Annotated in this window: 16 protein-coding genes and 1 pseudogene; 15 read left to right on the forward strand and 2 right to left on the reverse strand. The window is 60.8% G+C overall.

Features of this window, described 5'->3' with window-relative positions:
- Positions 1-83: 83 nt before the first annotated feature.
- The 4 genes and pseudogenes from AC3IP0_RS22295 (at position 84) to AC3IP0_RS22310 (ending at position 4,340) form a co-directional block, all read left to right on the forward strand.
- On the forward strand, positions 84-473 hold the full coding sequence (locus AC3IP0_RS22295; RefSeq protein ID WP_489317025.1) for a YbaN family protein: 390 nt from the start codon (positions 84-86) through the stop codon (positions 471-473).
- Between the two features lie 341 nt (positions 474-814).
- A pseudogene (locus AC3IP0_RS22300) lies at positions 815-1,954 on the forward strand (methyl-accepting chemotaxis protein); the annotation flags it as partial.
- A 102-nt stretch (positions 1,955-2,056) separates the two neighbouring features.
- Positions 2,057-2,812 carry a methyl-accepting chemotaxis protein gene (locus tag AC3IP0_RS22305; RefSeq protein ID WP_404942368.1) on the forward strand — a complete coding sequence of 252 codons (756 nt, stop codon included), beginning with the start codon at positions 2,057-2,059 and terminating at the stop codon, positions 2,810-2,812.
- Between the two features lie 178 nt (positions 2,813-2,990).
- Positions 2,991-4,340 carry a CoA transferase gene (locus tag AC3IP0_RS22310; protein WP_489317026.1) on the forward strand — a complete coding sequence of 450 codons (1,350 nt, stop codon included), beginning with the start codon at positions 2,991-2,993 and terminating at the stop codon, positions 4,338-4,340.
- A gap of 129 nt (positions 4,341-4,469) precedes the next feature.
- On the opposite strand, the gene AC3IP0_RS22315 is transcribed toward AC3IP0_RS22310, so the two are convergent.
- Together AC3IP0_RS22315 and arcD (AC3IP0_RS22320) are read right to left on the reverse strand one after the other, a co-directional pair.
- Positions 4,470-5,333, reverse strand: a complete 864-nt coding sequence (locus AC3IP0_RS22315) for a DNA-3-methyladenine glycosylase family protein (protein ID WP_489325954.1) — start codon at positions 5,331-5,333, stop codon at positions 4,470-4,472.
- Positions 5,330-6,757, reverse strand: coding sequence for an arginine-ornithine antiporter (arcD, locus tag AC3IP0_RS22320; protein ID WP_489325956.1), 1,428 nt, complete (start codon positions 6,755-6,757; stop codon positions 5,330-5,332). Before arcD (AC3IP0_RS22320) ends, AC3IP0_RS22315 begins: the two co-directional genes overlap by 4 nt.
- 441 nt (positions 6,758-7,198) lie before the next feature.
- Here arcD (AC3IP0_RS22320) and arcD (AC3IP0_RS22325) point away from each other — a divergent pair, with 441 nt between their 5' ends.
- From arcD (AC3IP0_RS22325) to AC3IP0_RS22375, 11 genes are all read left to right on the forward strand, one after another.
- Complete coding sequence (gene arcD, locus AC3IP0_RS22325) at positions 7,199-8,626, forward strand: arginine-ornithine antiporter (RefSeq protein ID WP_489317029.1); 1,428 nt, start codon at positions 7,199-7,201, stop codon at positions 8,624-8,626.
- A gap of 51 nt (positions 8,627-8,677) precedes the next feature.
- A complete protein-coding gene (gene arcA, locus AC3IP0_RS22330; protein WP_150757911.1) occupies positions 8,678-9,934 on the forward strand; it encodes an arginine deiminase in 1,257 nt (418 codons plus the stop codon).
- A gap of 82 nt (positions 9,935-10,016) precedes the next feature.
- Positions 10,017-11,027: an ornithine carbamoyltransferase gene (locus AC3IP0_RS22335; RefSeq protein ID WP_489317030.1), complete on the forward strand. Its 1,011-nt coding sequence runs from the start codon at positions 10,017-10,019 to the stop codon at positions 11,025-11,027.
- A gap of 136 nt (positions 11,028-11,163) precedes the next feature.
- A complete protein-coding gene (arcC, locus tag AC3IP0_RS22340; protein ID WP_489325958.1) occupies positions 11,164-12,093 on the forward strand; it encodes a carbamate kinase in 930 nt (309 codons plus the stop codon).
- A 12-nt stretch (positions 12,094-12,105) separates the two neighbouring features.
- Positions 12,106-12,468: a DUF5064 family protein gene (locus AC3IP0_RS22345; protein WP_108215109.1), complete on the forward strand. Its 363-nt coding sequence runs from the start codon at positions 12,106-12,108 to the stop codon at positions 12,466-12,468.
- A 153-nt stretch (positions 12,469-12,621) separates the two neighbouring features.
- Positions 12,622-14,130, forward strand: coding sequence for a sigma-54-dependent transcriptional regulator (locus AC3IP0_RS22350; RefSeq protein WP_489317031.1), 1,509 nt, complete (start codon positions 12,622-12,624; stop codon positions 14,128-14,130).
- 456 nt (positions 14,131-14,586) lie between these two features.
- On the forward strand, positions 14,587-14,970 hold the full coding sequence (gene gcvH / locus AC3IP0_RS22355; RefSeq protein WP_008047373.1) for a glycine cleavage system protein GcvH: 384 nt from the start codon (positions 14,587-14,589) through the stop codon (positions 14,968-14,970).
- 11 nt (positions 14,971-14,981) lie between these two features.
- Positions 14,982-17,834 carry an aminomethyl-transferring glycine dehydrogenase gene (gcvP, locus tag AC3IP0_RS22360; RefSeq protein ID WP_489317032.1) on the forward strand — a complete coding sequence of 951 codons (2,853 nt, stop codon included), beginning with the start codon at positions 14,982-14,984 and terminating at the stop codon, positions 17,832-17,834.
- A 188-nt stretch (positions 17,835-18,022) separates the two neighbouring features.
- Positions 18,023-19,399 carry an L-serine ammonia-lyase gene (locus AC3IP0_RS22365; RefSeq protein WP_489317033.1) on the forward strand — a complete coding sequence of 459 codons (1,377 nt, stop codon included), beginning with the start codon at positions 18,023-18,025 and terminating at the stop codon, positions 19,397-19,399.
- A 36-nt stretch (positions 19,400-19,435) separates the two neighbouring features.
- Complete coding sequence (gene gcvT, locus AC3IP0_RS22370; RefSeq protein WP_489317034.1) at positions 19,436-20,560, forward strand: glycine cleavage system aminomethyltransferase GcvT; 1,125 nt, start codon at positions 19,436-19,438, stop codon at positions 20,558-20,560.
- A gap of 402 nt (positions 20,561-20,962) precedes the next feature.
- Positions 20,963-21,175, forward strand: coding sequence for a cold-shock protein (locus tag AC3IP0_RS22375; RefSeq protein WP_007977299.1), 213 nt, complete (start codon positions 20,963-20,965; stop codon positions 21,173-21,175).
- Positions 21,176-21,259: the final 84 nt, after the last annotated feature.

Below are 21,259 nucleotides of genomic sequence, written 5' to 3' on the forward strand. Positions count from 1 at the left end.
GTCGGATCGCCGCACCGCCGCTCCCACATTGGACGAAGCAAGTCTGTAGGATTTCGATTCGCCTCACCTGTTGCCTTGAGCCCATGCCTGCCTCTTCAAAACTCTCCCGCCTCCTCTTCGGCCTGCTGGCCTATGTCAGCCTGGGCATCGGCCTGATCGCCATCGTCATACCCGGCCTGCCAACCACCGAGTTCATCCTGCTGGCCGCCTGGGCCGCGACCCGCAGTTCGCCGCGCCTGAGTGCCTGGCTGGAAAACCACCGGCTGTTCGGCCCCATCCTCCATAACTGGCGCAACGGCAAGATCATCGCGCGTCGGGCAAAAGTCAGCGCCACGGTCAGCATGCTGTTATGTGCAGGTCTCATGTTAGTGATGCTCGATCACGGCTGGCCGATTTACCTGGCGATTGCCGGGATGGGGCTGGGCAATCTGTGGATCTGGTCACGACCGGAATCACTGCCGGAACTCTCCTGAACAACTCCGCGACTTTTCTTCGTTTTAAAGCGCTTTTCGGCACATTTTTCTGCGCAAACGTTCAACCATTACCGCTCGTCGGGTTGCCCCTCATGTAACCTCAGCGCCACGCCGATGTGCATTGATCGGCGCTAAATGGATTTAGCGAGTGAGCCGCAACGGCCCACAGCCCACACTTCATCCATTCGCGAGCTCGCCCTATGTTCGACTCACTGTCCATCCGCCTGAAAATCGTCCTGCTGTCCGGTCTGTGCCTGCTGGGCGTAGTCGCCTTGATAGTGGGCATGAACATCTACCAGACCAATCAGAACGATGACCTGGTCAGCGACTCCAGCAGCAGAATGCTCACCGCCAGTGTGCAGGACCTGCTCCAGGCCAAGGCCGCCGAGCAAGCGGTGCGGGTGCAGAAGACCTTCGGTGAAACCCTAACGGTGGTGAGCGCCCTCGCGGACCAGATCCAGGACTTGCGCAACCTGGCCGCCAAGCGCTCCCTTGAGCCCGGCGCCCTGCGTGAAGAGTTGAACCAGAGCCTGAAAACCGCCTTCGAGCGCAACAGCAAGGTGCTGGGGATCTGGCTGGCGTTCGAACCCAACGGCCTGGACGGCAAGGACAACGAGTTCGCCAACGACGCCGCCCGTCAATCCAACGAGATCGGTCGTTTCGCCACCTACTTCAGCCGTGCCGGTGGTGAAACGCTGAACACGATCATGGTCGAAGAGGACATGACCAAAACCACCCTGAACCTCAGCGGCACGCCGTACAACGTCTGGTACACCTGCCCTCGGGACAGCAAGCGCATCTGCCTGCTCGACCCCTATGCCGATACGGTCGGCAACAAGGAAATGTTGATGACCACCATTTCCGTACCGTTGCTGGTGGATGGCAAATCCATCGGCGTGGTCGGCATCGACATCGCCCTCGACGCCCTGCAAGCGGCGGCGGTCAACTCCCAGCGCGACCTGTTCAACAGTGCCGGGCACATGCTCATCGTTTCTGGCACTGGCGTGCTGGCCGCCTACAGTGTCGATGCCGGTAAAGTCGGCAAGAACATCGGCGACACCCTGGGCGCCGATGGCAAGGACATCCTGCAGTTGCTCGCGAATGGCGCACCGAAAATTCTCCAGCAAGGCGACCTGATCCGCGCGGTGTACCCGGTCAGCCCGATTGCCGATGCCAAGGCCTGGGCCGTGGTGATCGACCTGCCCAGGCAAGTGCTGCTGGCCGACTCGGTGAAGCTGCAAGCGGTACTCGACGATGCCCAGCAAAGCGGCACGCTCAAGGCGCTGTCGGTGGCGGTGATTGCCGGCCTGCTCGGGCTGTTGCTGATGTGGCTCACCGCGTCCGGCGTGACCCGCCCGATCAACAGCGTGGCCGACATGCTCAAGGCGATTGCCAGTGGTGACGGCGACCTGACCCAGCGTCTGCACTACAGCAAGAAGGACGAGCTGGGCGAACTGGTGAGCTGGTTCAACCGCTTCCTCGACAAGCTGCAACCGACCATCGCGCAGATCAAGCAAAGCATCACCGATGCCCGTGGCACCGCCGACCAGTCTTCGGAAATCGCCCGCCAGACCAGTGAAGGCATGCAGGTGCAGTTCCGCGAAATCGACCAGGTCGCCACCGCGTCCAACGAAATGAGCGCCACCGCCCACGATGTCGCCAACAGCGCCTCGAACGCGGCCAATGCGGCGAAAGGTGCCGACCAGTCGGCCCGCGACGGCATGTCGATCATCGAGCGCAGCACCCGCGACATCAATCAACTGGCCGAAGAAGTCAGCAAGGCCGTGACCGAAGTCGAAGCCCTCGCGGTCAACAGCGAGCAGATCGGTTCGGTGCTGGAGGTGATTCGCAGCATCGCCGAACAAACCAACCTGCTGGCGCTCAACGCCGCCATAGAAGCCGCCCGTGCCGGTGAAAGTGGTCGTGGCTTCGCGGTGGTCGCCGATGAAGTACGTAACCTGGCCAAGCGCACCCAGGATTCGGTGGAAGAAATTCGCCTGGTGATCGAACGCATCCAGTCCGGCACCCGCGGCGTGGTCGCCACCATGCATTCAAGCCAGACCCAGGCCCACAGCAATGCCGGACAGATCCAGCAGGCGGTCCAGGCCTTGGGCAAAATCAGCGACGCGGTCACCGTGATCAGCGACATGAACCTGCAGATCGCCAGCGCCGCCGAACAGCAAAGCGCCGTCGCCGAAGAGGTCAACCGCAACGTCTCGGCGATCCGCACCGTCACCGAAACCCTGACCGGCCAGGCCACCGAATCGGCGCAGATCAGCAGCCAGCTCAACTCCCTGACCACCCACCAGATGAAGTTGATGGATCAGTTCCGGGTATAATTTTGTGACCACAGAAGATCCCCTGTGGGAGCGGGCTTGCTCGCGAAAGCGGTGTATCGGGCAGTATTGATGTCGACTGACACTCCGCCTTCGCGAGCAAGCCCGCTCCCACAAGGGGATTTCATCTGGCCTCAGTTTTTTGATCTAAGATCTGGCTCTCGCTCCGGAGGGCCCATCGATGACTGATCTGCTCACGCCCATTCAAGCCGCACTCGGTTTGCCTCACACCCCGATTCCATTCACGTCCAGCGGCGCCCTGCCCTCGGCGTTTGCCGTCACGGATCTGGCCTGCGCCAGCATCGCTGCCGCTGGCCAGGCCGCCAGCGAACTGCTGCACCAGCAAACCGGGCGCTTGCCCGACCTTGAAGTTGACCGGCGCCTCGCATCATTCTGGTTCGCAACCTCGATTCGTCCGCTTGGCTGGAACGTTCCGCCGTTGTGGGACCCGGTGGCCGGCGACTACGCCACCCGCGATGGCTGGATTCGCCTGCACACCAACGCGCCCCATCACCGCGCCGCTGCCGAAAGCGTGCTCGGTGTCTGTATCGACCGCGCAGCGATGGCCGGCCAAGTGGTCCGATGGGCGAAAAGCGAGCTGGAGCAGGCAGTGGTCGATGCCGGTGGTTGCGCCGCCGAAATGCGCACCTGGGAACAATGGCAGGTCCATCCTCAAGGCCGGGCAGTGAATGCCGAACCCTTGATTCTGTTCGCCAATCACCCAGGTCAGAGCCGCAAACCGTGGACAGGTTCAGTTGCTCGACCACTGGCCGGCATCAAGGTGCTGGACTTGACCCGAGTACTGGCAGGCCCCATCGCCAGTCGTTTTCTGGCAGGCCTCGGTGCCGATGTCTTGCGCATCGATCCACCGACCTGGAACGAGCCTGGGGTGGTGCCGGAAGTCACCTTGGGAAAACGTTGCGCGCGTCTTGATCTGAACGACAGGTCCGACCGCGGCGTATTCGAACGCCTGCTCAAGGACGCCGACATTCTGCTCCACGGCTATCGCGCCGATGCGCTGGAGCAACTTGGCCTGGGCATGAATGAGCGCCGGCAACTGAACCCTGGCCTGATCGATGTTTGCCTCAACGCCTATGGCTGGAGCGGCCCCTGGCAAAACCGACGGGGCTTCGACAGCCTGGTGCAGATGAGCAGTGGCATTGCCGAAGCGGGCATGCGCTGGAAGCAGGCGGACAAGCCGACGCCATTGCCGGTACAGGCCCTCGATCACGCCACCGGGTATTTGATGGCGGCCAGTGCGATCCGGTTGTTGGCAGGGTGCTTGAGCAGCGGGATGGGTGGCTCGGCCCGGTTGTCGTTGGCGCGTACGGCGAGGTTGTTGATCGAGGCTGGGGCCGGGTCCGATGAGCCGTTGCGGGCAGAGGATCAAGAGGATCAGGGAATGGTGGTGGAGCAGACGCCGTGGGGGGCGGCGCATCGGTTGCAGGCGCCGCTGAAGATCATCGGGACGCCGTTACAGTGGACATTGCCCGCGACGGAACTGGGTTCACATCCCGCGCAGTGGTGGTGACTTTCAGGTAGCCATCGCGAGCAAGCTCGCTCCCACAGGGACTGCGTTTTTCCTGACTATCGCGATCAAATGTGGGAGCGGGCTTGCTCGCGAAGGCGTCAGGACTGTCAGTACAAATTCCGGATCAGTTCAGTCCACCCGACTCAAAGCAGTCCATAGCACCTGCGCCGCATACCCTCGATAAGGCCGCCACCCCTCAGCCCGCAATAACAGCTGCTTCGCTGTCACCGGCCCACCCTCCAGCGCCACCAGCGCATTGATCAGCCCCACGTCACCATTAGGAAACCCATCCATCTCCCGCAATTGCCGCAAGGCAATGTATTGCGCCGTCCAGTCACCAACCCCGTGCAACGCCAGCAACCGCGCTACGCCCCCCTCCCGACCGGGCTCAAACAATCGCGGATCATCGAGCAGTGCCTGAGCCACCCCCGACAAGGTCCGGCCTCGGCTTTTCGGCATGCCCAGCGTCGCCAGATCCGCCCTCGCCAGCACGTCAGCCGTGGGAAACACATGGCTCAATCCCGACTGCGGTGAACTCAATGGCACACCGTGTTGCGCCACCAGCTTGCCCGCCAACCGAATCGCCGCCGCCACCGTAATCTGCTGTCCCAGTACCGCGCGGATCGCCAGTTCCAGCCCATCCCACGCCCCCGGTACACGCAACCCGGGGCGCTCGGCAATCAACCGCGCCATCAGCGGATCAACCGCCAGGTGCCGGTGAATCGTGGACAGGTCGGCATCCAGGTCGAACATTCGCCGCACTCGCGCAACGATCTCGGGCACGGCAGCAGCCTCCGGAAAGTCCAGGGTCAGCTCAAGTGCATCGGATGCAGCAGGCTGGATCGAAAACGTACCGTGAACGCCATGCACGTCGATGCTGCGCGAGTAGACACCTTCGACCACCGTTTCCAGGCCAGCAATCGCTCGCGCCGACAAGAACCCCAGCATCGCCGGCCAGTCATAGGGTGGTTGATATGCCAGCAACGCCTTCACAGACTGAGCAAGCCGCTGTACAACCCATAAGCCGCCAGCCCCGCACCACCGATGACACAGGTGAAAATGCCTTTCTCGACCACCGTGAACAGTGGCTTGCCCTGCTCATTACGAGCCTTGGCAAACAGGATCACACCCGGCGCATACAGCAAGGCCGACAGCAGCAAATACTTCAGGCCGCCGGCATACAGCAACCACACCGCGTAGCCCAGGGCGATGCCACCGATCAGCAGGTCCTTGAACCGTTCGGCGGGTGCCTGTTGGTAGGTTTCACCCCGTGCGCACAACAACACCGCATAGGCCGCCGACCACAGGTACGGCACCAGAATCATTGAGGACGCCAGATAAATCAGGCTGGTGTAGGTGCCGGCGGAAAACAGGGTGATCAGCAGGAACAACTGGATCATCGAGTTGGTCAGCCACATCGCATTGACCGGCACATGGTTGGCGTTTTCCTTGGTCAGGAATGCCGGCATGGTCTTGTCTTTCGCCGTGGCGAACAGGATTTCGGCGCACAGCAGCGCCCAGGACAACAAGGCCCCCAACAGCGAGATCGCCAGGCCGATACTGATCAGCAACGCGCCCCAGGGGCCGACGATATGTTCAAGCACCGCCGCCAGCGAGGGGTTCTGCAATTTCGCCAGTTGCGGTTGGGTCATGATCCCAAGCGACAGCACGTTCACCAGCACCAGCAGTGCCAATACCCCAATGAACCCGATCACCGTCGCGCGGCCCACGTCGGAGCGTTTCTCTGCCCGGGCCGAATAGACACTGGCGCCCTCGATACCGATGAACACGAACACGGTGACCAGCATCATGTGCCGGACCTGATCCATCACGCTGCCGAATTCCGGGTTGTTGCGCCCCCAGATATCGAGGGTAAAGATGTCCGCCTTGAACGCCACGGCAGCGATCACGATGAACATGATCAGCGGCACGATCTTGGCCACTGTGGTTACCTGGTTGATGAACGCCGCCTCCTTGATCCCGCGCATCACCACAAAATGCACGGTCCAGAGCAGCACCGAAGCGCAGACGATGGCGATCGGCGTGTTGCCTTCGCCAAAGACCGGAACGAAATAACCGAGGGTGCTGAACAGCAGCACGAAGTAGCCGACGTTGCCCAGCCAGGCGCTGATCCAATAGCCCCAGGCGGACGAAAAGCCCATGTAGTCGCCGAACCCGGCCTTGGCGTAGGCATACACCCCGGAGTCCAGTTCCGGCTTGCGATTGGCCAGGGTCTGGAACACGAACGCCAGGGTCAGCATGCCGACGGCAGTGATTGCCCAACCGATCAGGATCGCCCCGGCATCGGCCCTGGCCGCCATGTTTTGCGGCAGGGAAAAGATCCCGCCACCGATCATCGAACCCACCACCAACGCGATCAATGCGCTCAGGCGAAGCTTGTTCGGTGATTGCGCCATCGTGCATCTCCATTTTTCTGTGGGGCGACAACTGCCGCGAGATCGTCACATAACGGGCATCAACTAAACTGTTGAAGAGTAATAACGTTTATTGGATAACGCCAACAATCGTCTTTTTACTTGCATAAAACGGCTATTAGAGGCGCCGATATAATCATTTGTTGTATACGTTTTTTTAATACATCAATTTTGTACAAGAAACTCATCAGGAAAATTTGCAGATTCTGAAAATCCAACTAGCGTCATAATTCGAAACAAATTCTAAAAGTACTGAAATAATCTACAAAAGGCTCTAGAACAAGCATTACAGGCAGTAACCCCGCAAATGATGGCACTCCGCCAACAACCTGGGAAGGTTCTCATTTAGTGATCTAAGTCAGCTGATTGGATAGCCAACGGAATTAGTCTGTTGCCTCTCTTCTCCTGCATTGGAGTCATGCAATGTCTGAAGCTCCCGGAAAACTGAAACTCGGCGCGCTGGTTGCGTTAGTCGTGGGTTCGATGATTGGTGGCGGGATATTTTCCTTGCCACAAAACATGGCGGCCAGCGCGGATGTCGGCGCCATTCTGATCGGTTGGGCGATCACCGCCGTCGGCATGCTAACCCTGGCGTTCGTGTTCCAGACCCTGGCCAACCGCAAACCCGATCTTGATGGCGGGGTTTACGCCTACGCCAAGGCCGGGTTCGGCGACTACATGGGCTTCTCGTCCGCCTGGGGGTACTGGATCAGTGCCTGGCTGGGCAACGTTGGCTACTTCGTCTTGCTGTTCAGCACGCTCGGCTACTTCTTTCCGCTATTTGGGGAGGGGAATACCCCTGCTGCCGTGATCGGCGCCTCGGTGCTGCTCTGGGCCGTACATTTCCTCGTACTGCGAGGAATAAAGGAAGCAGCGTTCATCAACCTGGTGACCACCGTCGCCAAGATCGTGCCGCTGCTGCTGTTCATGTTGATCGCGTTGTTCGCTTTCAAACTGGACATCTTCACCGCCGATATCTGGGGCCTGAAGAACCCGGACCTGGGCAGTGTGATGGACCAGGTGCGCAAGATGATGCTGGTCACCGTGTGGGTGTTCATCGGCATCGAAGGCGCGAGCATCTTTTCGGCCCGGGCGGAAAAACGCAGCGATGTGGGCAAGGCCACCGTGATCGGCTTTGTCACCGTGCTGCTGTTTTTGGTCCTGGTCAACGTGCTGTCGCTGGGGATCATGACCCAGCCGGAACTGGCCAAACTGCAGAACCCGTCAATGGCCGCCGTGCTGGAACACGTGGTCGGTCACTGGGGCGCGGTGCTGATCAGCGTGGGCTTGATCATCTCGTTGCTGGGGGCGTTGCTGTCGTGGGTGCTGCTGTGCGCGGAGATCATGTTCGCCGCCGCCAAGGACCACACCATGCCGGCGTTTTTGCGCAAGGAAAACGCCAACCATGTACCGGTCAACGCCCTGTGGCTGACCAATGCCATGGTCCAGGTTTTCCTGGTCATCACGCTGTTCTCCGCCAGCACATATCTGTCGCTGATCTACCTCGCCACCTCGATGATCCTGGTGCCTTACCTGTGGTCGGCGGCCTATGCGTTGCTGTTGGCGGTGCGTGGCGAAAGCTACGAAGGCGCGGCGGGCGAGCGGCAGAAGGATCTGATCATCGGCGCCGTGGCCCTGATCTACGCGATCTGGCTGCTGTACGCCGGCGGCATCAAGTACCTGCTGCTGTCCGCCCTGCTCTACGCCCCCGGCGTGATCCTGTTCGCCAAGGCCAAGCTGGAAATCAACAAACCGGTTTTCACCAACGTCGAGAAGCTGATTTTCGCTGCGGTGGTCGTCGGCGCCGTGGTGGCGGCCTACGGTCTCTACGACGGTTTCCTGACCCTTTAGCTCCTGTTTCTAGAAGCACAACCCTGTTTTGTCATCTGGAGGATCACTGTAATGACCAAGGAAAAAGTTAAGTTCGGCGTCCATTCCGAAGCCGGCAAACTGCGCAAAGTCATGGTTTGCTCCCCAGGCCTGGCCCATCAGCGGCTGACCCCGAACAACTGCGATGAACTGCTGTTCGATGATGTGCTGTGGGTGGCCCAGGCCAAGCGCGACCACTTCGACTTCGTCACCAAGATGCGCGAACGCAACATCGATGTGCTGGAAATGCACAACCTGCTGACCGACATCGTCGCAATTCCCGAAGCCCTGGACTGGATTCTGGAACGCAAGATCACCGCCAACTCAGTGGGCCTGGGCCTGATCAACGAAACCGCCTCGTGGCTGCGTAGCCTGGAGCCACGCAAGATTGCCGAGTTCCTGATCGGCGGCGTATCGGGCGATGATTTGCCGACCAGTTTCGGTGGCAAGGCCATCGAGATGTTCCGCGACTTCCTCGGCAACTCCAGCTTCATCCTGCCGCCACTGCCCAATACCCAGTTCACCCGCGATACCACCTGCTGGATCTACGGTGGCGTCACCCTCAACCCGATGTACTGGCCGGCGCGCCGTCAGGAAACGCTGCTGACCACCGCCATCTACAAATTCCACCCCGAGTTCACCAACGCCGACTTCCAGATCTGGTACGGCGACCCGGACAAAGAACACGGCAACTCCACCCTTGAGGGCGGTGACGTGATGCCGATCGGCAACGGCGTGGTGTTGATCGGCATGGGCGAACGCTCGTCGCGCCAGGCCATTGCCCAACTGGCGGTGAACCTGTTCAAAAACAAGGCCGTCGAGAAAGTGATCGTCGCCGGCCTGCCGAAATCCCGCGCGGCGATGCACCTGGACACGGTGTTCAGCTTCTGCGATCGCGACCTCGTCACGATCTTCCCGGAAGTGGTGAACCAGATTGTCGCCTTCACCCTGCGTCCCGATGAAAGCAAAGCGGGGGGCATCGACATCCGCCGCGAAGAAACCAACTTCCTCGACACCGTGGCTCAGGCCCTGAACCTCAAAGCGTTGCGCGTGGTGGAAACCGGCGGCAACAGCTTCGCCGCCGAACGCGAGCAATGGGACGACGGCAACAATGTGGTGGCCGTGGAGCCAGGCGTGGTCATCGGCTACGACCGCAATACCTACACCAACACCCTGCTGCGCAAGGCCGGTGTGGAAGTCATCACCATCAGCGCCGGCGAACTCGGCCGGGGACGGGGCGGCGGCCATTGCATGACCTGCCCGATCATCCGCGACCCGATTGACTACTAACCTATGAACCTTGGCCCGCGCTGCCCTCTACCCAAGGGCATGCGCAGGCCAAGGGGATAACCGACACCTTAGGAGATCCAAAATGGCGTTCAATATCCATAACCGCAATCTGCTGAGCCTGGAACACCACACCCCTCGCGAATTGCGCTACCTGCTCGACCTGTCCCGCGACCTCAAGCGTGCCAAGTACACCGGCACCGAACAGCAGCATCTCAAGGGCAACAACATCGCGCTGATCTTCGAAAAGACCTCGACCCGCACCCGCTGCGCATTCGAAGTCGCAGCCTATGACCAGGGCGCCAACGTCACCTACATCGACCCGAACTCCTCGCAGATCGGCCACAAGGAAAGCATGAAGGACACCGCCCGCGTGCTCGGGCGCATGTACGATGCCATCGAGTACCGTGGCTTCAAGCAGGAAATCGTCGAGGAACTGGCCAAGTTCGCCGGCGTACCGGTGTTCAACGGCCTGACCGACGAGTATCACCCGACGCAAATGATCGCCGACGTGCTGACCATGCGTGAGCACGCCGACAAGCCGATCCACGAGATCAGCTACGCCTACCTGGGCGACGCGCGCAACAACATGGGCAACTCGCTGCTGCTGATCGGCGCCAAGCTCGGCATGGACGTGCGTATCTGCGCCCCGAAAGCCCTGTGGCCGGCGGACGACCTGGTGGCACGCTGCAAACAGTACGGCGAAGAAAGTGGTGCGCGCATCACCCTCACCGAAGACCCGAAAGCGGCGGTCAAGGGCGTGGACTTCATCCACACCGATGTGTGGGTGTCGATGGGTGAGCCGGTTGAAGCCTGGGCCGAGCGCATCCAGCAACTGCTGCCGTATCAGGTCAACGCCGAACTGATGAAAGCCACCGGCAACCCGCGCACCAAGTTCATGCACTGCCTGCCGGCGTTCCACAACAGCGACACCAAGATCGGCAAGCAAATTGCCGAGCAGTACCCGCACCTGAGCAACGGCATCGAAGTGACCGATGACGTGTTCGAGTCGCCGGCCTGCATCGCCTTCGAGCAAGCGGAAAACCGCATGCACACCATCAAGGCGATTCTGGTGTCGACGCTGGCTGATCTCTAACGGCTGATCATGTCCTCTTGATCGCTCACTGACCCGTAGGAGCTGCCGAAGGCTGCGATCTTTTGATCTTGAAGATCAATAGCAAAATCAAAAGATCGCAGCCTTCGGCAGCTCCTACCCATAAAGGACTAGCACCATGCGTATCGTCGTTGCTCTGGGCGGTAATGCCCTGCTCCGCCGGGGCGAACCCATGACCGCTGACAACCAGCGCGCCAACATCCGGATCGCCACCGAACAGATCGCCAAAATCCATCCCGGCAACCAACTGGTCATCGCCCACGGCAATGGCCCTCAGGTCGGCCTGCTGTCATTGCAGGCGGCGGCCTACACCTCGGTTTCGCCCTATCCGCTGGACGTGCTCGGTGCCGAGACCGAAGGCATGATCGGCTACATCATCGAACAGGAACTGGGCAACCTGCTGGACTTCGAAGTGCCCTTCGCGACCTTGCTGACCCAGGTCGAAGTCGATGCCAATGACCCGGCCTTCAAGAACCCGACCAAACCCATCGGCCCTGTCTATACCAAGGATGAGGCCGAAGCACTGGCCGCCGAGAAAGGCTGGGCCATTGCCCCGGACGGCGACAAATACCGTCGCGTGGTCGCCAGCCCGAAACCCAAACGCATCTTCGAAATCCGCCCGATCAAATGGCTGCTGGAAAAAAGCAGCATCGTGATCTGCGCCGGCGGTGGCGGCATTCCGACCATGTATACCTCGCCCGGTAAACTCGAGGGCGTCGAAGCGGTCATCGACAAGGACCTGTGCTCGGCGCTGCTGGCCGAACAGCTTGAAGCCGATCTGCTGGTGATCGCCACCGACGTCAACGCCGCCTTCATCGATTTTGGTAAACCCACGCAGAAAGCCATCGCCCAGGCCCACCCCGACGAAATGGAAAAACTCGGCTTCGCCGCCGGCTCCATGGGACCGAAGGTGCAGGCAGCCTGCGAATTCGCGCGCCATACTGGAAAAGTCGCAGTGATCGGTTCGCTCGCGGACATCGAAGCGATCGTCCAGGGCAAGGCCGGCACGCGCATCAGTACGGCAACAGCTGGCATTACCTACTTGTAAGGAGAGACGTCTATGGCACAGTTTGAGCCAGGTCACTTGCACATCGAACGACATGCGCTGACCCCGGATGATGTCAGCTACAACGTGCACCTCGACTATGAAGTCAGCAAGAATGCCAAAGGGGAAAAAGGCATCCAGTTCACTATGCATGGCAGCATTCAGGGCAAGGAGATGTCAGAGCCCTTCTTCCTGCCCAAGGAGGAGGCCTACAACTTCGCCAGCAACGTGACGAAAATCGCCGAGAAGTACGGGATTCCGAAGACGCACAGCCAGATCGGATCGGTCCACAAACATTACGATTTGATGTTTGAAGACATCCGGCAGCAGTTGAATATGAAATCAGGCGACCCGGTAAACCCCGAACACTTCGAATAACCCAGCCTCCAAGTAGAAGCTGTACCTGTGGGAGCGAGCCTGCTCGCTCCCACAGGGATCTTCGTTACCCGCATATCCCGCGCAAAATTTCACCATTAGCCCGCCCCAAGGCATACTTGCCACCCTCCGCACTGCAGACCCCAAGACCGCCCCATGCGTATCCACGTCAGCTTCATCGACCGCGTCGGTATCACCCAGGAAGTCCTGGCCCTGCTCGGCGGGCGCAATCTGAACCTGGATGCGGTGGAAATGGTCCCGCCCAATGTCTATATCGACGCCCCGACCCTGAGCCCGCAAGTCCTCGAAGAACTGCGCGATGCCCTGTTCAGCGTGCGTGGCGTGCAAGCGGTGACGGTGGTCGACATCCTGCCCGGCCAGCGCCGGCACTTGCAGCTCGACGCCTTGCTGGCAGCCATGACCGACCCGGTGCTGGCACTGGACAGCGACGGCAAGGTGCTGCTGGCCAACCCGGCCCTGATCGCCCTGTACGGCCGCGAACCGGATGGTGAAAGCGTGGGTGACCTGTTTTCCGACCCGGCCCTGCTCGACGCCCTGCTCGAACACGGCTTTCGCCTGCCGTTGCGGGAAATCACCGTCAACGGCCAGACCCTGTTGCTCGACGCCACACCGATCACCGACGCCGGCGCCCTGCTGACCCTGTACCAACCGAACCGCATCGGCGAACGCCTTTCCGCGCTGCACCATGACCACGCCGAAGGTTTCGATGCATTGCTCGGCGAGTCCCCGGTGATCCGCACCCTCAAGGCGCGCGCCCAGCGGGTGGCGGCCCTCGATGCACCGCTGCTGATCCAGGGCGAAACCGGCACCGGCAAGGAACTGGTGGCCCGCGCCTGCCACGCCATCAGCGCCCGGCACAGCTCCCCCTTTCTGGCGTTGAACTGCGCGGCATTGCCGGAGAACCTCGCCGAAAGTGAACTGTTCGGCTACGCCCCCGGCGCTTTCACCGGCGCGCAACGAGGTGGTAAGCCGGGGCTGATGGAGCTGGCCAACCAGGGCACGGTGTTTCTCGATGAAATCGGCGAGATGTCGCCGTATTTGCAGGCCAAATTGCTGCGTTTCCTCAACGACGGCAGTTTTCGCCGGGTCGGCGGTGACCGTGAGGTCAAGGTCAACGTACGGATCCTCAGCGCCACCCACCGCGACCTGGAAAAAATGGTCAGCGAAGGCCTGTTCCGCGAAGACCTGTTCTATCGCCTCAACGTCCTCAACGTCGAAGTGCCGCCCCTGCGCGAACGCGGCCAGGACATCCTGCTGCTGGCCCGCTACTTCATGCAGCAGGCCTGTGCGCAGATCCAGCGACCGATCTGCCGCCTGGCGCCGGGCACTTACCCGGCGCTGCTGGGCAACCGCTGGCCGGGCAACGTGCGGCAATTGCAGAACGTGATCTTCCGCGCCGCGGCGATTTGCGAAAGCAGCCTGGTGGACATCGGCGACCTCGACATCGCTGGCACCTCGGTAGCCCGCCAGAGCGACCATGACGTCGACAGCCTGGAACAGGCCATGGACGAGTTCGAGAAAACCCTGCTGGAAAAACTCTACGCCAGCTATCCCTCGACCCGGCAACTGGCGACCCGCCTGCAAACCTCCCACACGGCGATTGCCCATCGGTTGCGCAAGTACGGGATTCCCAACAAGACTTGAAGCCTTGCGTCGACAGATGGTGGGCTGTGTACACCAACCTGTGTAGGAGCTGCCGCAGGCTGCGATCTTTTGACTTTGATCTTATGGTGCCTGCGACAAGATCGCAGCCTGCGGCAGCTCCTACGGAACGGATTGTCACTTCGAAAACTTCTTCACCTGTTTAAAAACGACCTCCACCTGTACTGAAAGCGCTACAGCGGAACGATATCGCTACACCCCTCTCCGATCACGGCTGTGCAAGGCTTTGATCCACCTCGGCTTTTATCATTGACATATGCCGTATCGATTTCGCTACAACGATTGATTTTCAGCGTTTGTCGAAACCACCTAAATCATTGATCAATAACAATAAAAACAACGTTGGCCGCGTTCTTGCTATGTACTCCTCCATAACCCGGGCATTGCCCAAGCATTCAATCGCGTCCACCAGACGAGTCTGGCCCCTTAGGAGTTTCCATGAGCGAGTTGCGTTTTACTGAAGATCACGAATGGCTGCGCACCGAAGCTGACGGCAGCGTCACGGTCGGCATCACCGCTTTCGCACAGAACGCCCTGGGCGACGTGGTTTTCGTTCAACTGCCTGAGCTGCAGTCCTACGACAAAGGCGCCGAAGCCGCCACCGTGGAATCGGTAAAGGCTGCCAGCGGCGTGTACATGCCGCTGGACGGCGAAGTGCTGGAAGTGAACCCGGCGCTGGACAGCAGCCCTGAACTGGTCAACGAAGATCCGCTGGGCGAAGGCTGGTTCTTCCGCTTCCAGCCAAGCGACGCCTCCGCTGTCGCCCAACTGCTGGATCAGGACGCCTACGACCGTCTGATCAAAGCCCAAGCCGAAGCCTGAGGAGCACTGACATGACCCAGATCAATTTGACCACCGCCAACGAATTCATCGCCCGTCACATCGGCCCGCGCGCCGGTGACGAGCAAGCCATGCTCAACAGCCTCGGTTTCGACTCCCTGGAAGCCCTGAGCGCCAGCGTGATTCCCGACAGCATCAAGGGCACCAGCGTCCTCGGCCTGGAAGACGGCTTGAGCGAAGCCGATGCCCTGGCCTTGATCAAGTCCATCGCGACTAAAAACCAGCTGTTCAAGACTTTCATCGGTCAGGGTTACTACGGCACCCATACGCCGTCGCCGATCCTGCGCAACCTGCTGGAAAACCCGGCCTGGTACACCGCCTACACCCCGTACCAGCCAGAAATTTCCCAGGGCCGTCTCGAAGCGCTGCTGAACTTCCAGACCCTGATCAGCGACCTCACCGGCCTGCCGATCGCCAACGCCTCGCTGCTGGACGAAGCCACCGCCGCCGCCGAAGCCATGACCTTCTGCAAACGCCTGAGCAAGAACAAGGGCAGCCACCAATTCTTCGCCTCCGTGCATTGCCACCCGCAGACCCTCGACGTACTGCGCACCCGTGCCGAGCCTCTGGGCATCGACGTGGTGGTTGGCGACGAGCGTGAGCTGACTGACGTGACGCCGTTCTTCGGCGCGCTGCTGCAATACCCGGCGAGCAACGGTGACGTGTTCGATTACCGCGAGCTGACCGAGCGCTTCCACGCCGCCAACGCCCTTGTTGCCGTGGCTGCCGACCTGCTGGCCCTGACCGTACTGACCGCGCCGGGTGAATTCGGCGCCGACGTGGCCATCGGCAGTGCACAGCGCTTCGGCGTGCCGCTGGGCTTCGGTGGCCCGCACGCGGCGTACTTCTCCACCAAGGACGCGTTCAAGCGTGACATGCCGGGCCGCCTGGTCGGTGTTTCCGTAGACCGTTTCGGCAACCCGGCCCTACGCCTGGCCATGCAGACCCGCGAGCAACACATCCGTCGCGAGAAAGCGACCAGCAACATCTGCACCGCGCAAGTACTGCTGGCCAACATCGCCAGCATGTACGCCGTGTACCACGGTCCGAAAGGCCTGACGCAGATCGCCAATCGCGTGCATCACCTGACCGCAATCCTGGCCAAAGGCTTGAGCGCATTGGGCCTGAGCGTCGAGCAAGCGAGCTTCTTCGACACCCTGACCGTGAAGACCGGCGCGCAAACCACCGCCCTGCACGACAAGGCGCACGCCCAGCGCATCAACCTGCGCATGGTCGATGGCGAGCGCCTTGGCCTGTCCCTGGACGAAACCACCACTCAGGCCGACGTTGAAACCCTGTGGAGCCTGCTGTCCGACGGCAAGGCCCTGCCGGACTTCGCCGCCCTCGCCGCCTCGGTCGTCAGCGCCATCCCGGCCACGCTGGTGCGTCAGTCGCCGATCCTCAGCCACCCGGTGTTCAACCGCTATCACTCGGAAACCGAGCTGATGCGCTACCTGCGCAAACTGGCGGACAAGGACCTGGCGCTGGACCGCACCATGATCCCGCTGGGTTCGTGCACCATGAAACTCAACGCCGCCAGCGAAATGATCCCGGTGACCTGGGCCGAGTTCGGCGCCCTGCACCCGTTCGCCCCGGCCGAGCAAAGCGCCGGCTACCAGCAACTGACCGACGAACTGGAAGCAATGCTTTGCGCTGCCACCGGCTACGACTCGGTTTCGCTGCAACCGAACGCCGGCTCCCAGGGTGAATACGCAGGTCTGCTGGCGATCCGTGCCTACCACCAGAGCCGTGGCGAAGACCGTCGCGACATCTGCCTGATCCCGTCGTCGGCCCACGGCACCAACCCGGCCACCGCACAAATGGCCGGCATGCGCGTGGTCGTCACCGCCTGCGATGCCCGTGGCAACGTTGATATCGAAGACCTGCGCGCCAAGGCCATCGAGCACCGCGAACACCTCGCCGCGCTGATGATCACCTACCCGTCGACCCACGGCGTGTTCGAAGAAGGCATCCGCGAAATCTGTGGCATCGTTCATGACAGCGGCGGCCAGGTGTACATCGACGGCGCCAACATGAACGCCATGGTCGGCCTCTGCGCCCCGGGCAAGTTCGGCGGCGACGTGTCGCACCTGAACCTGCACAAAACCTTCTGCATCCCCCACGGCGGTGGCGGCCCGGGCGTCGGCCCGATCGGTGTGAAATCGCACCTGGCGCCATTCCTGCCGGGCCACGCACAGATGGAGCGCAAGGAAGGTGCCGTTTGCGCAGCACCGTTCGGCAGCGCGAGCATCCTGCCGATCACCTGGATGTACATTCGTATGATGGGTGGCGCGGGCCTCAAGCGTGCTTCGCAGCTGGCGATCCTCAATGCCAACTACATCTCCCGTCGCCTCGAAGAGCACTACCCGGTTCTGTACACCGGCAGCAACGGCCTGGTGGCGCACGAGTGCATCCTTGATCTGCGTCCGCTGAAAGACAGCAGCGGCATCAGCGTCGATGACGTCGCCAAGCGCCTGATCGACTTCGGCTTCCACGCGCCGACCATGTCGTTCCCGGTGGCCGGCACGCTGATGATCGAACCGACCGAAAGCGAGTCCAAGGAAGAACTGGACCGCTTCTGCGACGCCATGATCCGCATCCGCGAAGAAATCCGCGCAGTGGAAAACGGCACCCTGGACAAGGACGACAACCCGCTGAAAAACGCGCCGCACACCGCCAAGGAGCTGGTGGGCGAGTGGCCTCACCCGTACAGCCGTGAGCAAGCGGTTTACCCGGTTGCGTCGCTGATCGAAGGCAAGTACTGGCCGCCGGTCGGTCGCGTCGACAACGTGTTTGGCGACCGCAATCTGGTCTGCGCCTGCCCGTCGATCGAAAGCTACGCTTAAACCAATGGGGGGGCGGGTTTACTCGCCCCCACTTTCAGAAACACCGCAATACCCTGTAGGAGCTGCCGCAGGCTGCGATCTTTTGATCTTGATCTTGAAAAAACAGGATCAAAAGATCGCAGCCTGCGGCAGCTCCTACGCAAAGCATCTCCCGTGATACGCCTATAACAAGAAACCGGAGAACCACCATGTCGTTAAGCGTGTTCGACCTGTTCAAGATTGGCATCGGCCCCTCCAGCTCCCACACCGTCGGCCCGATGCGCGCCGCTGCGCGTTTCGTCGAAGGCCTGCGCCGTGAAGGGCTGCTGACGGCCACCACCTGCGTCAAGGTCGAGCTGTACGGCTCGCTGGGCGCCACCGGCAAAGGCCACGGCAGTGACAAGGCTGTATTGCTGGGCCTGGAAGGTGAACACCCGGACACTGTTGACACCGAAACCGTCGCCGCGCGCCTGCAAGAGATTCGCGGCAACGGCCGCTTGAACCTGCTCGGCGAACACAGCATTGCGTTCAACGAGAAAGAACACCTGGCGATGATTCGCAAACCGTTGCCCTATCACCCCAACGGCATGATTTTTCGCGCCTTCGACGCAGCGGGCCTGCAGATCCGCAGCCGCGAGTACTACTCGGTCGGCGGCGGTTTTGTGGTCGATGAGGACGCCGCCGGCGCCGATCGCATCGTCGAAGACGCCACGCCCCTGACCTTTCCGTTCAAAAGCGCCAAGGATCTTCTCGGTCATTGCGTCAAATACGGGATGTCGATCAGCCAGGTGATGCTGACCAACGAAAGCGCCTGGCGCCCGGAAGCGGAAACCCGCGCCGGCCTGCTGAAAATCTGGCAAGTGATGCAGGACTGCGTCGCCGCCGGATGCCGTAATGAAGGCATCCTGCCCGGCGGGCTGAAGGTCAAGCGCCGGGCCGCCGCGCTGCATCGGCAGTTGTGCAAGAACCCGGAATCGTCGTTGCGCGACCCGCTGTCGGTGCTCGATTGGGTCAACCTGTACGCCCTGGCGGTCAATGAAGAAAACGCCAATGGCGGGCGCGTGGTCACCGCCCCCACCAACGGCGCGGCCGGGATCATTCCAGCGGTGCTGCATTACTACATGCGCTTTATCCCGGGTTCCAATGACGACGGCGTGGTGCGTTTTCTGCTCACTGCCGCAGCCATCGGCATTCTGTACAAGGAAAACGCCTCCATCTCCGGCGCCGAAGTCGGCTGCCAGGGCGAAGTCGGCGTCGCCTGCTCGATGGCCGCCGGTGCCCTGTGCGAAGTGCTGGGCGGCAGCGTGCAACAAGTGGAGAACGCCGCGGAAATCGGCATGGAACACAACCTCGGACTGACCTGCGACCCGATTGGCGGGCTGGTGCAAGTACCTTGCATCGAGCGCAACGCCATGGGTTCGGTCAAGGCCATCAATGCCGTGCGCATGGCCCTGCGCGGCGACGGGCAACACTTCGTCTCCCTCGACAAGGTCATCCGCACCATGCGCCAGACCGGCGCCGACATGAAAAGCAAATACAAGGAAACCGCCCGTGGCGGTTTGGCGGTCAACATTATCGAGTGCTGATGCGCGCTCATCTGCACCCTTCTTCAGGAGCTGAATATGTCCACCGAACAACTGTTGCAAACCCCGTTGCACGCACTGCACATCGAACTCGGCGCGCGCATGGTGCCGTTCGCCGGCTACGACATGCCCGTGCAGTACCCGCTGGGCGTGATGAAAGAACACCAGCACACCCGCGACCAGGCCGGGTTGTTCGATGTCTCGCACATGGGCCAGATCCGCCTGACCGGCGCCAATGCCGCCAAGGCTCTGGAAACCCTGGTGCCGGTGGACATCATCGATCTGCCAGTGGGCATGCAGCGCTACGCGATGTTCACCAATGCGACGGGCGGCATCCTTGATGACCTGATGGTCGCCAACCTGGGTAATGACGAACTGTTCCTGGTGGTCAACGCCGCCTGCAAGGACCAGGACCTGGCGCACCTGCGCAAGCACATTGGCGACCAGTGCACGATCGAACCGCTGTTCGAAGAGCGCGCCCTGCTTGCTCTGCAAGGCCCGGCTGCGGTGACCGTGCTGGCACGCCTGGCCCCTGAAGTGGCGAAGATGACCTTCATGCAGTTTGCCCGCGTGAAACTGCTGGGCGTGGACTGCTTTGCCAGCCGTTCGGGTTACACCGGTGAAGACGGTTTCGAAATTTCCGTACCCGCCGCGAACGCCGAAGCCTTGGCTCGCGCACTGCTCGCTGAAGCCGAAGTGGCCGCCATCGGCCTTGGCGCTCGCGATTCCTTGCGCCTGGAAGCCGGCCTGTGCTTGTACGGCCACGACATGAACACCGACACCACCCCGATCGAAGCAAGCCTGCTGTGGGCGATCTCCAAGCCACGTCGCGCTGATGGCGCACGGGCCGGCGGCTTCCCTGGCGCCGAAACCGTATTTGCCCAGCAACAGGCAGGCGTGAACCGCAAACGTGTAGGTCTGCTACCGCAGGAACGTACACCCGTGCGTGAAGGCGCCGAGATCGTCAACGAAGCCGGCGACATCATCGGTAGCGTCTGCAGCGGCGGTTTCGGGCCAACCTTGGGCGGTCCGCTGGCCATGGGTTATGTCGACAGCGCTTACATCGCACTGGACACGCCGGTTTGGGCGATTGTTCGTGGGAAAAAGGTGCCTTTGCTTGTAAGCAAAATGCCATTTGTTCCACAACGCTACTATCGCGGCTGATTGAATGTTCCTATAAGTAACGCGGTTGCGTTAACGGTGCACTAATGTGTAACGCAACCGCCATATAACAGTGCATCGTTTGGCTATAAGCTTCGATTATGAACTTTGCTTATAACGATCGAAAACAACTGAACAAGACCAGGGAATAAGCCCCCGCTAGTGGACTGACTTTGCCATCAACCTGAGGAAATACGGGGCCTTCACAGGGCTTGTTTTTTCTCCCGTAGTTGGCGTAGAGTTTGTTCACTGTGTTTGCATGGGTCGCTTGGAATCGTGACCTGGGCAGTAGCCTACAAGTTAGCTACATCCCGTTCGACGTCTTCTTACTCTCCTGCAACCAGCCCCAGTACTCTTTCATGAGAAGGAGACTGTCATTAATTTTTGCGTCAAAGGAAATAAGAAATGTCCCAACGTCAGAGCGGTACCGTCAAGTGGTTTAACGACGAGAAAGGTTTTGGTTTTATCACTCCTGAAAGCGGTCCGGATCTGTTCGTGCATTTCCGCGCCATCCAGGGCAACGGCTTCAAGAGCCTGAAAGAAGGCCAGAAAGTGACTTTCATCGCCGTGCAGGGCCAGAAAGGCATGCAGGCTGACGAAGTACAAGCAGAAGCCTAATCTTCTGTAACGAAAAAGCCCCTGATGCTGACATCAGGGGCTTTTTTGTGCGCGTAAATCCGTAAAATGGCTTCTTTTTTTCGC

The sequence above is a fragment of the Pseudomonas sp. GL_103 genome (assembly GCF_057835175.1).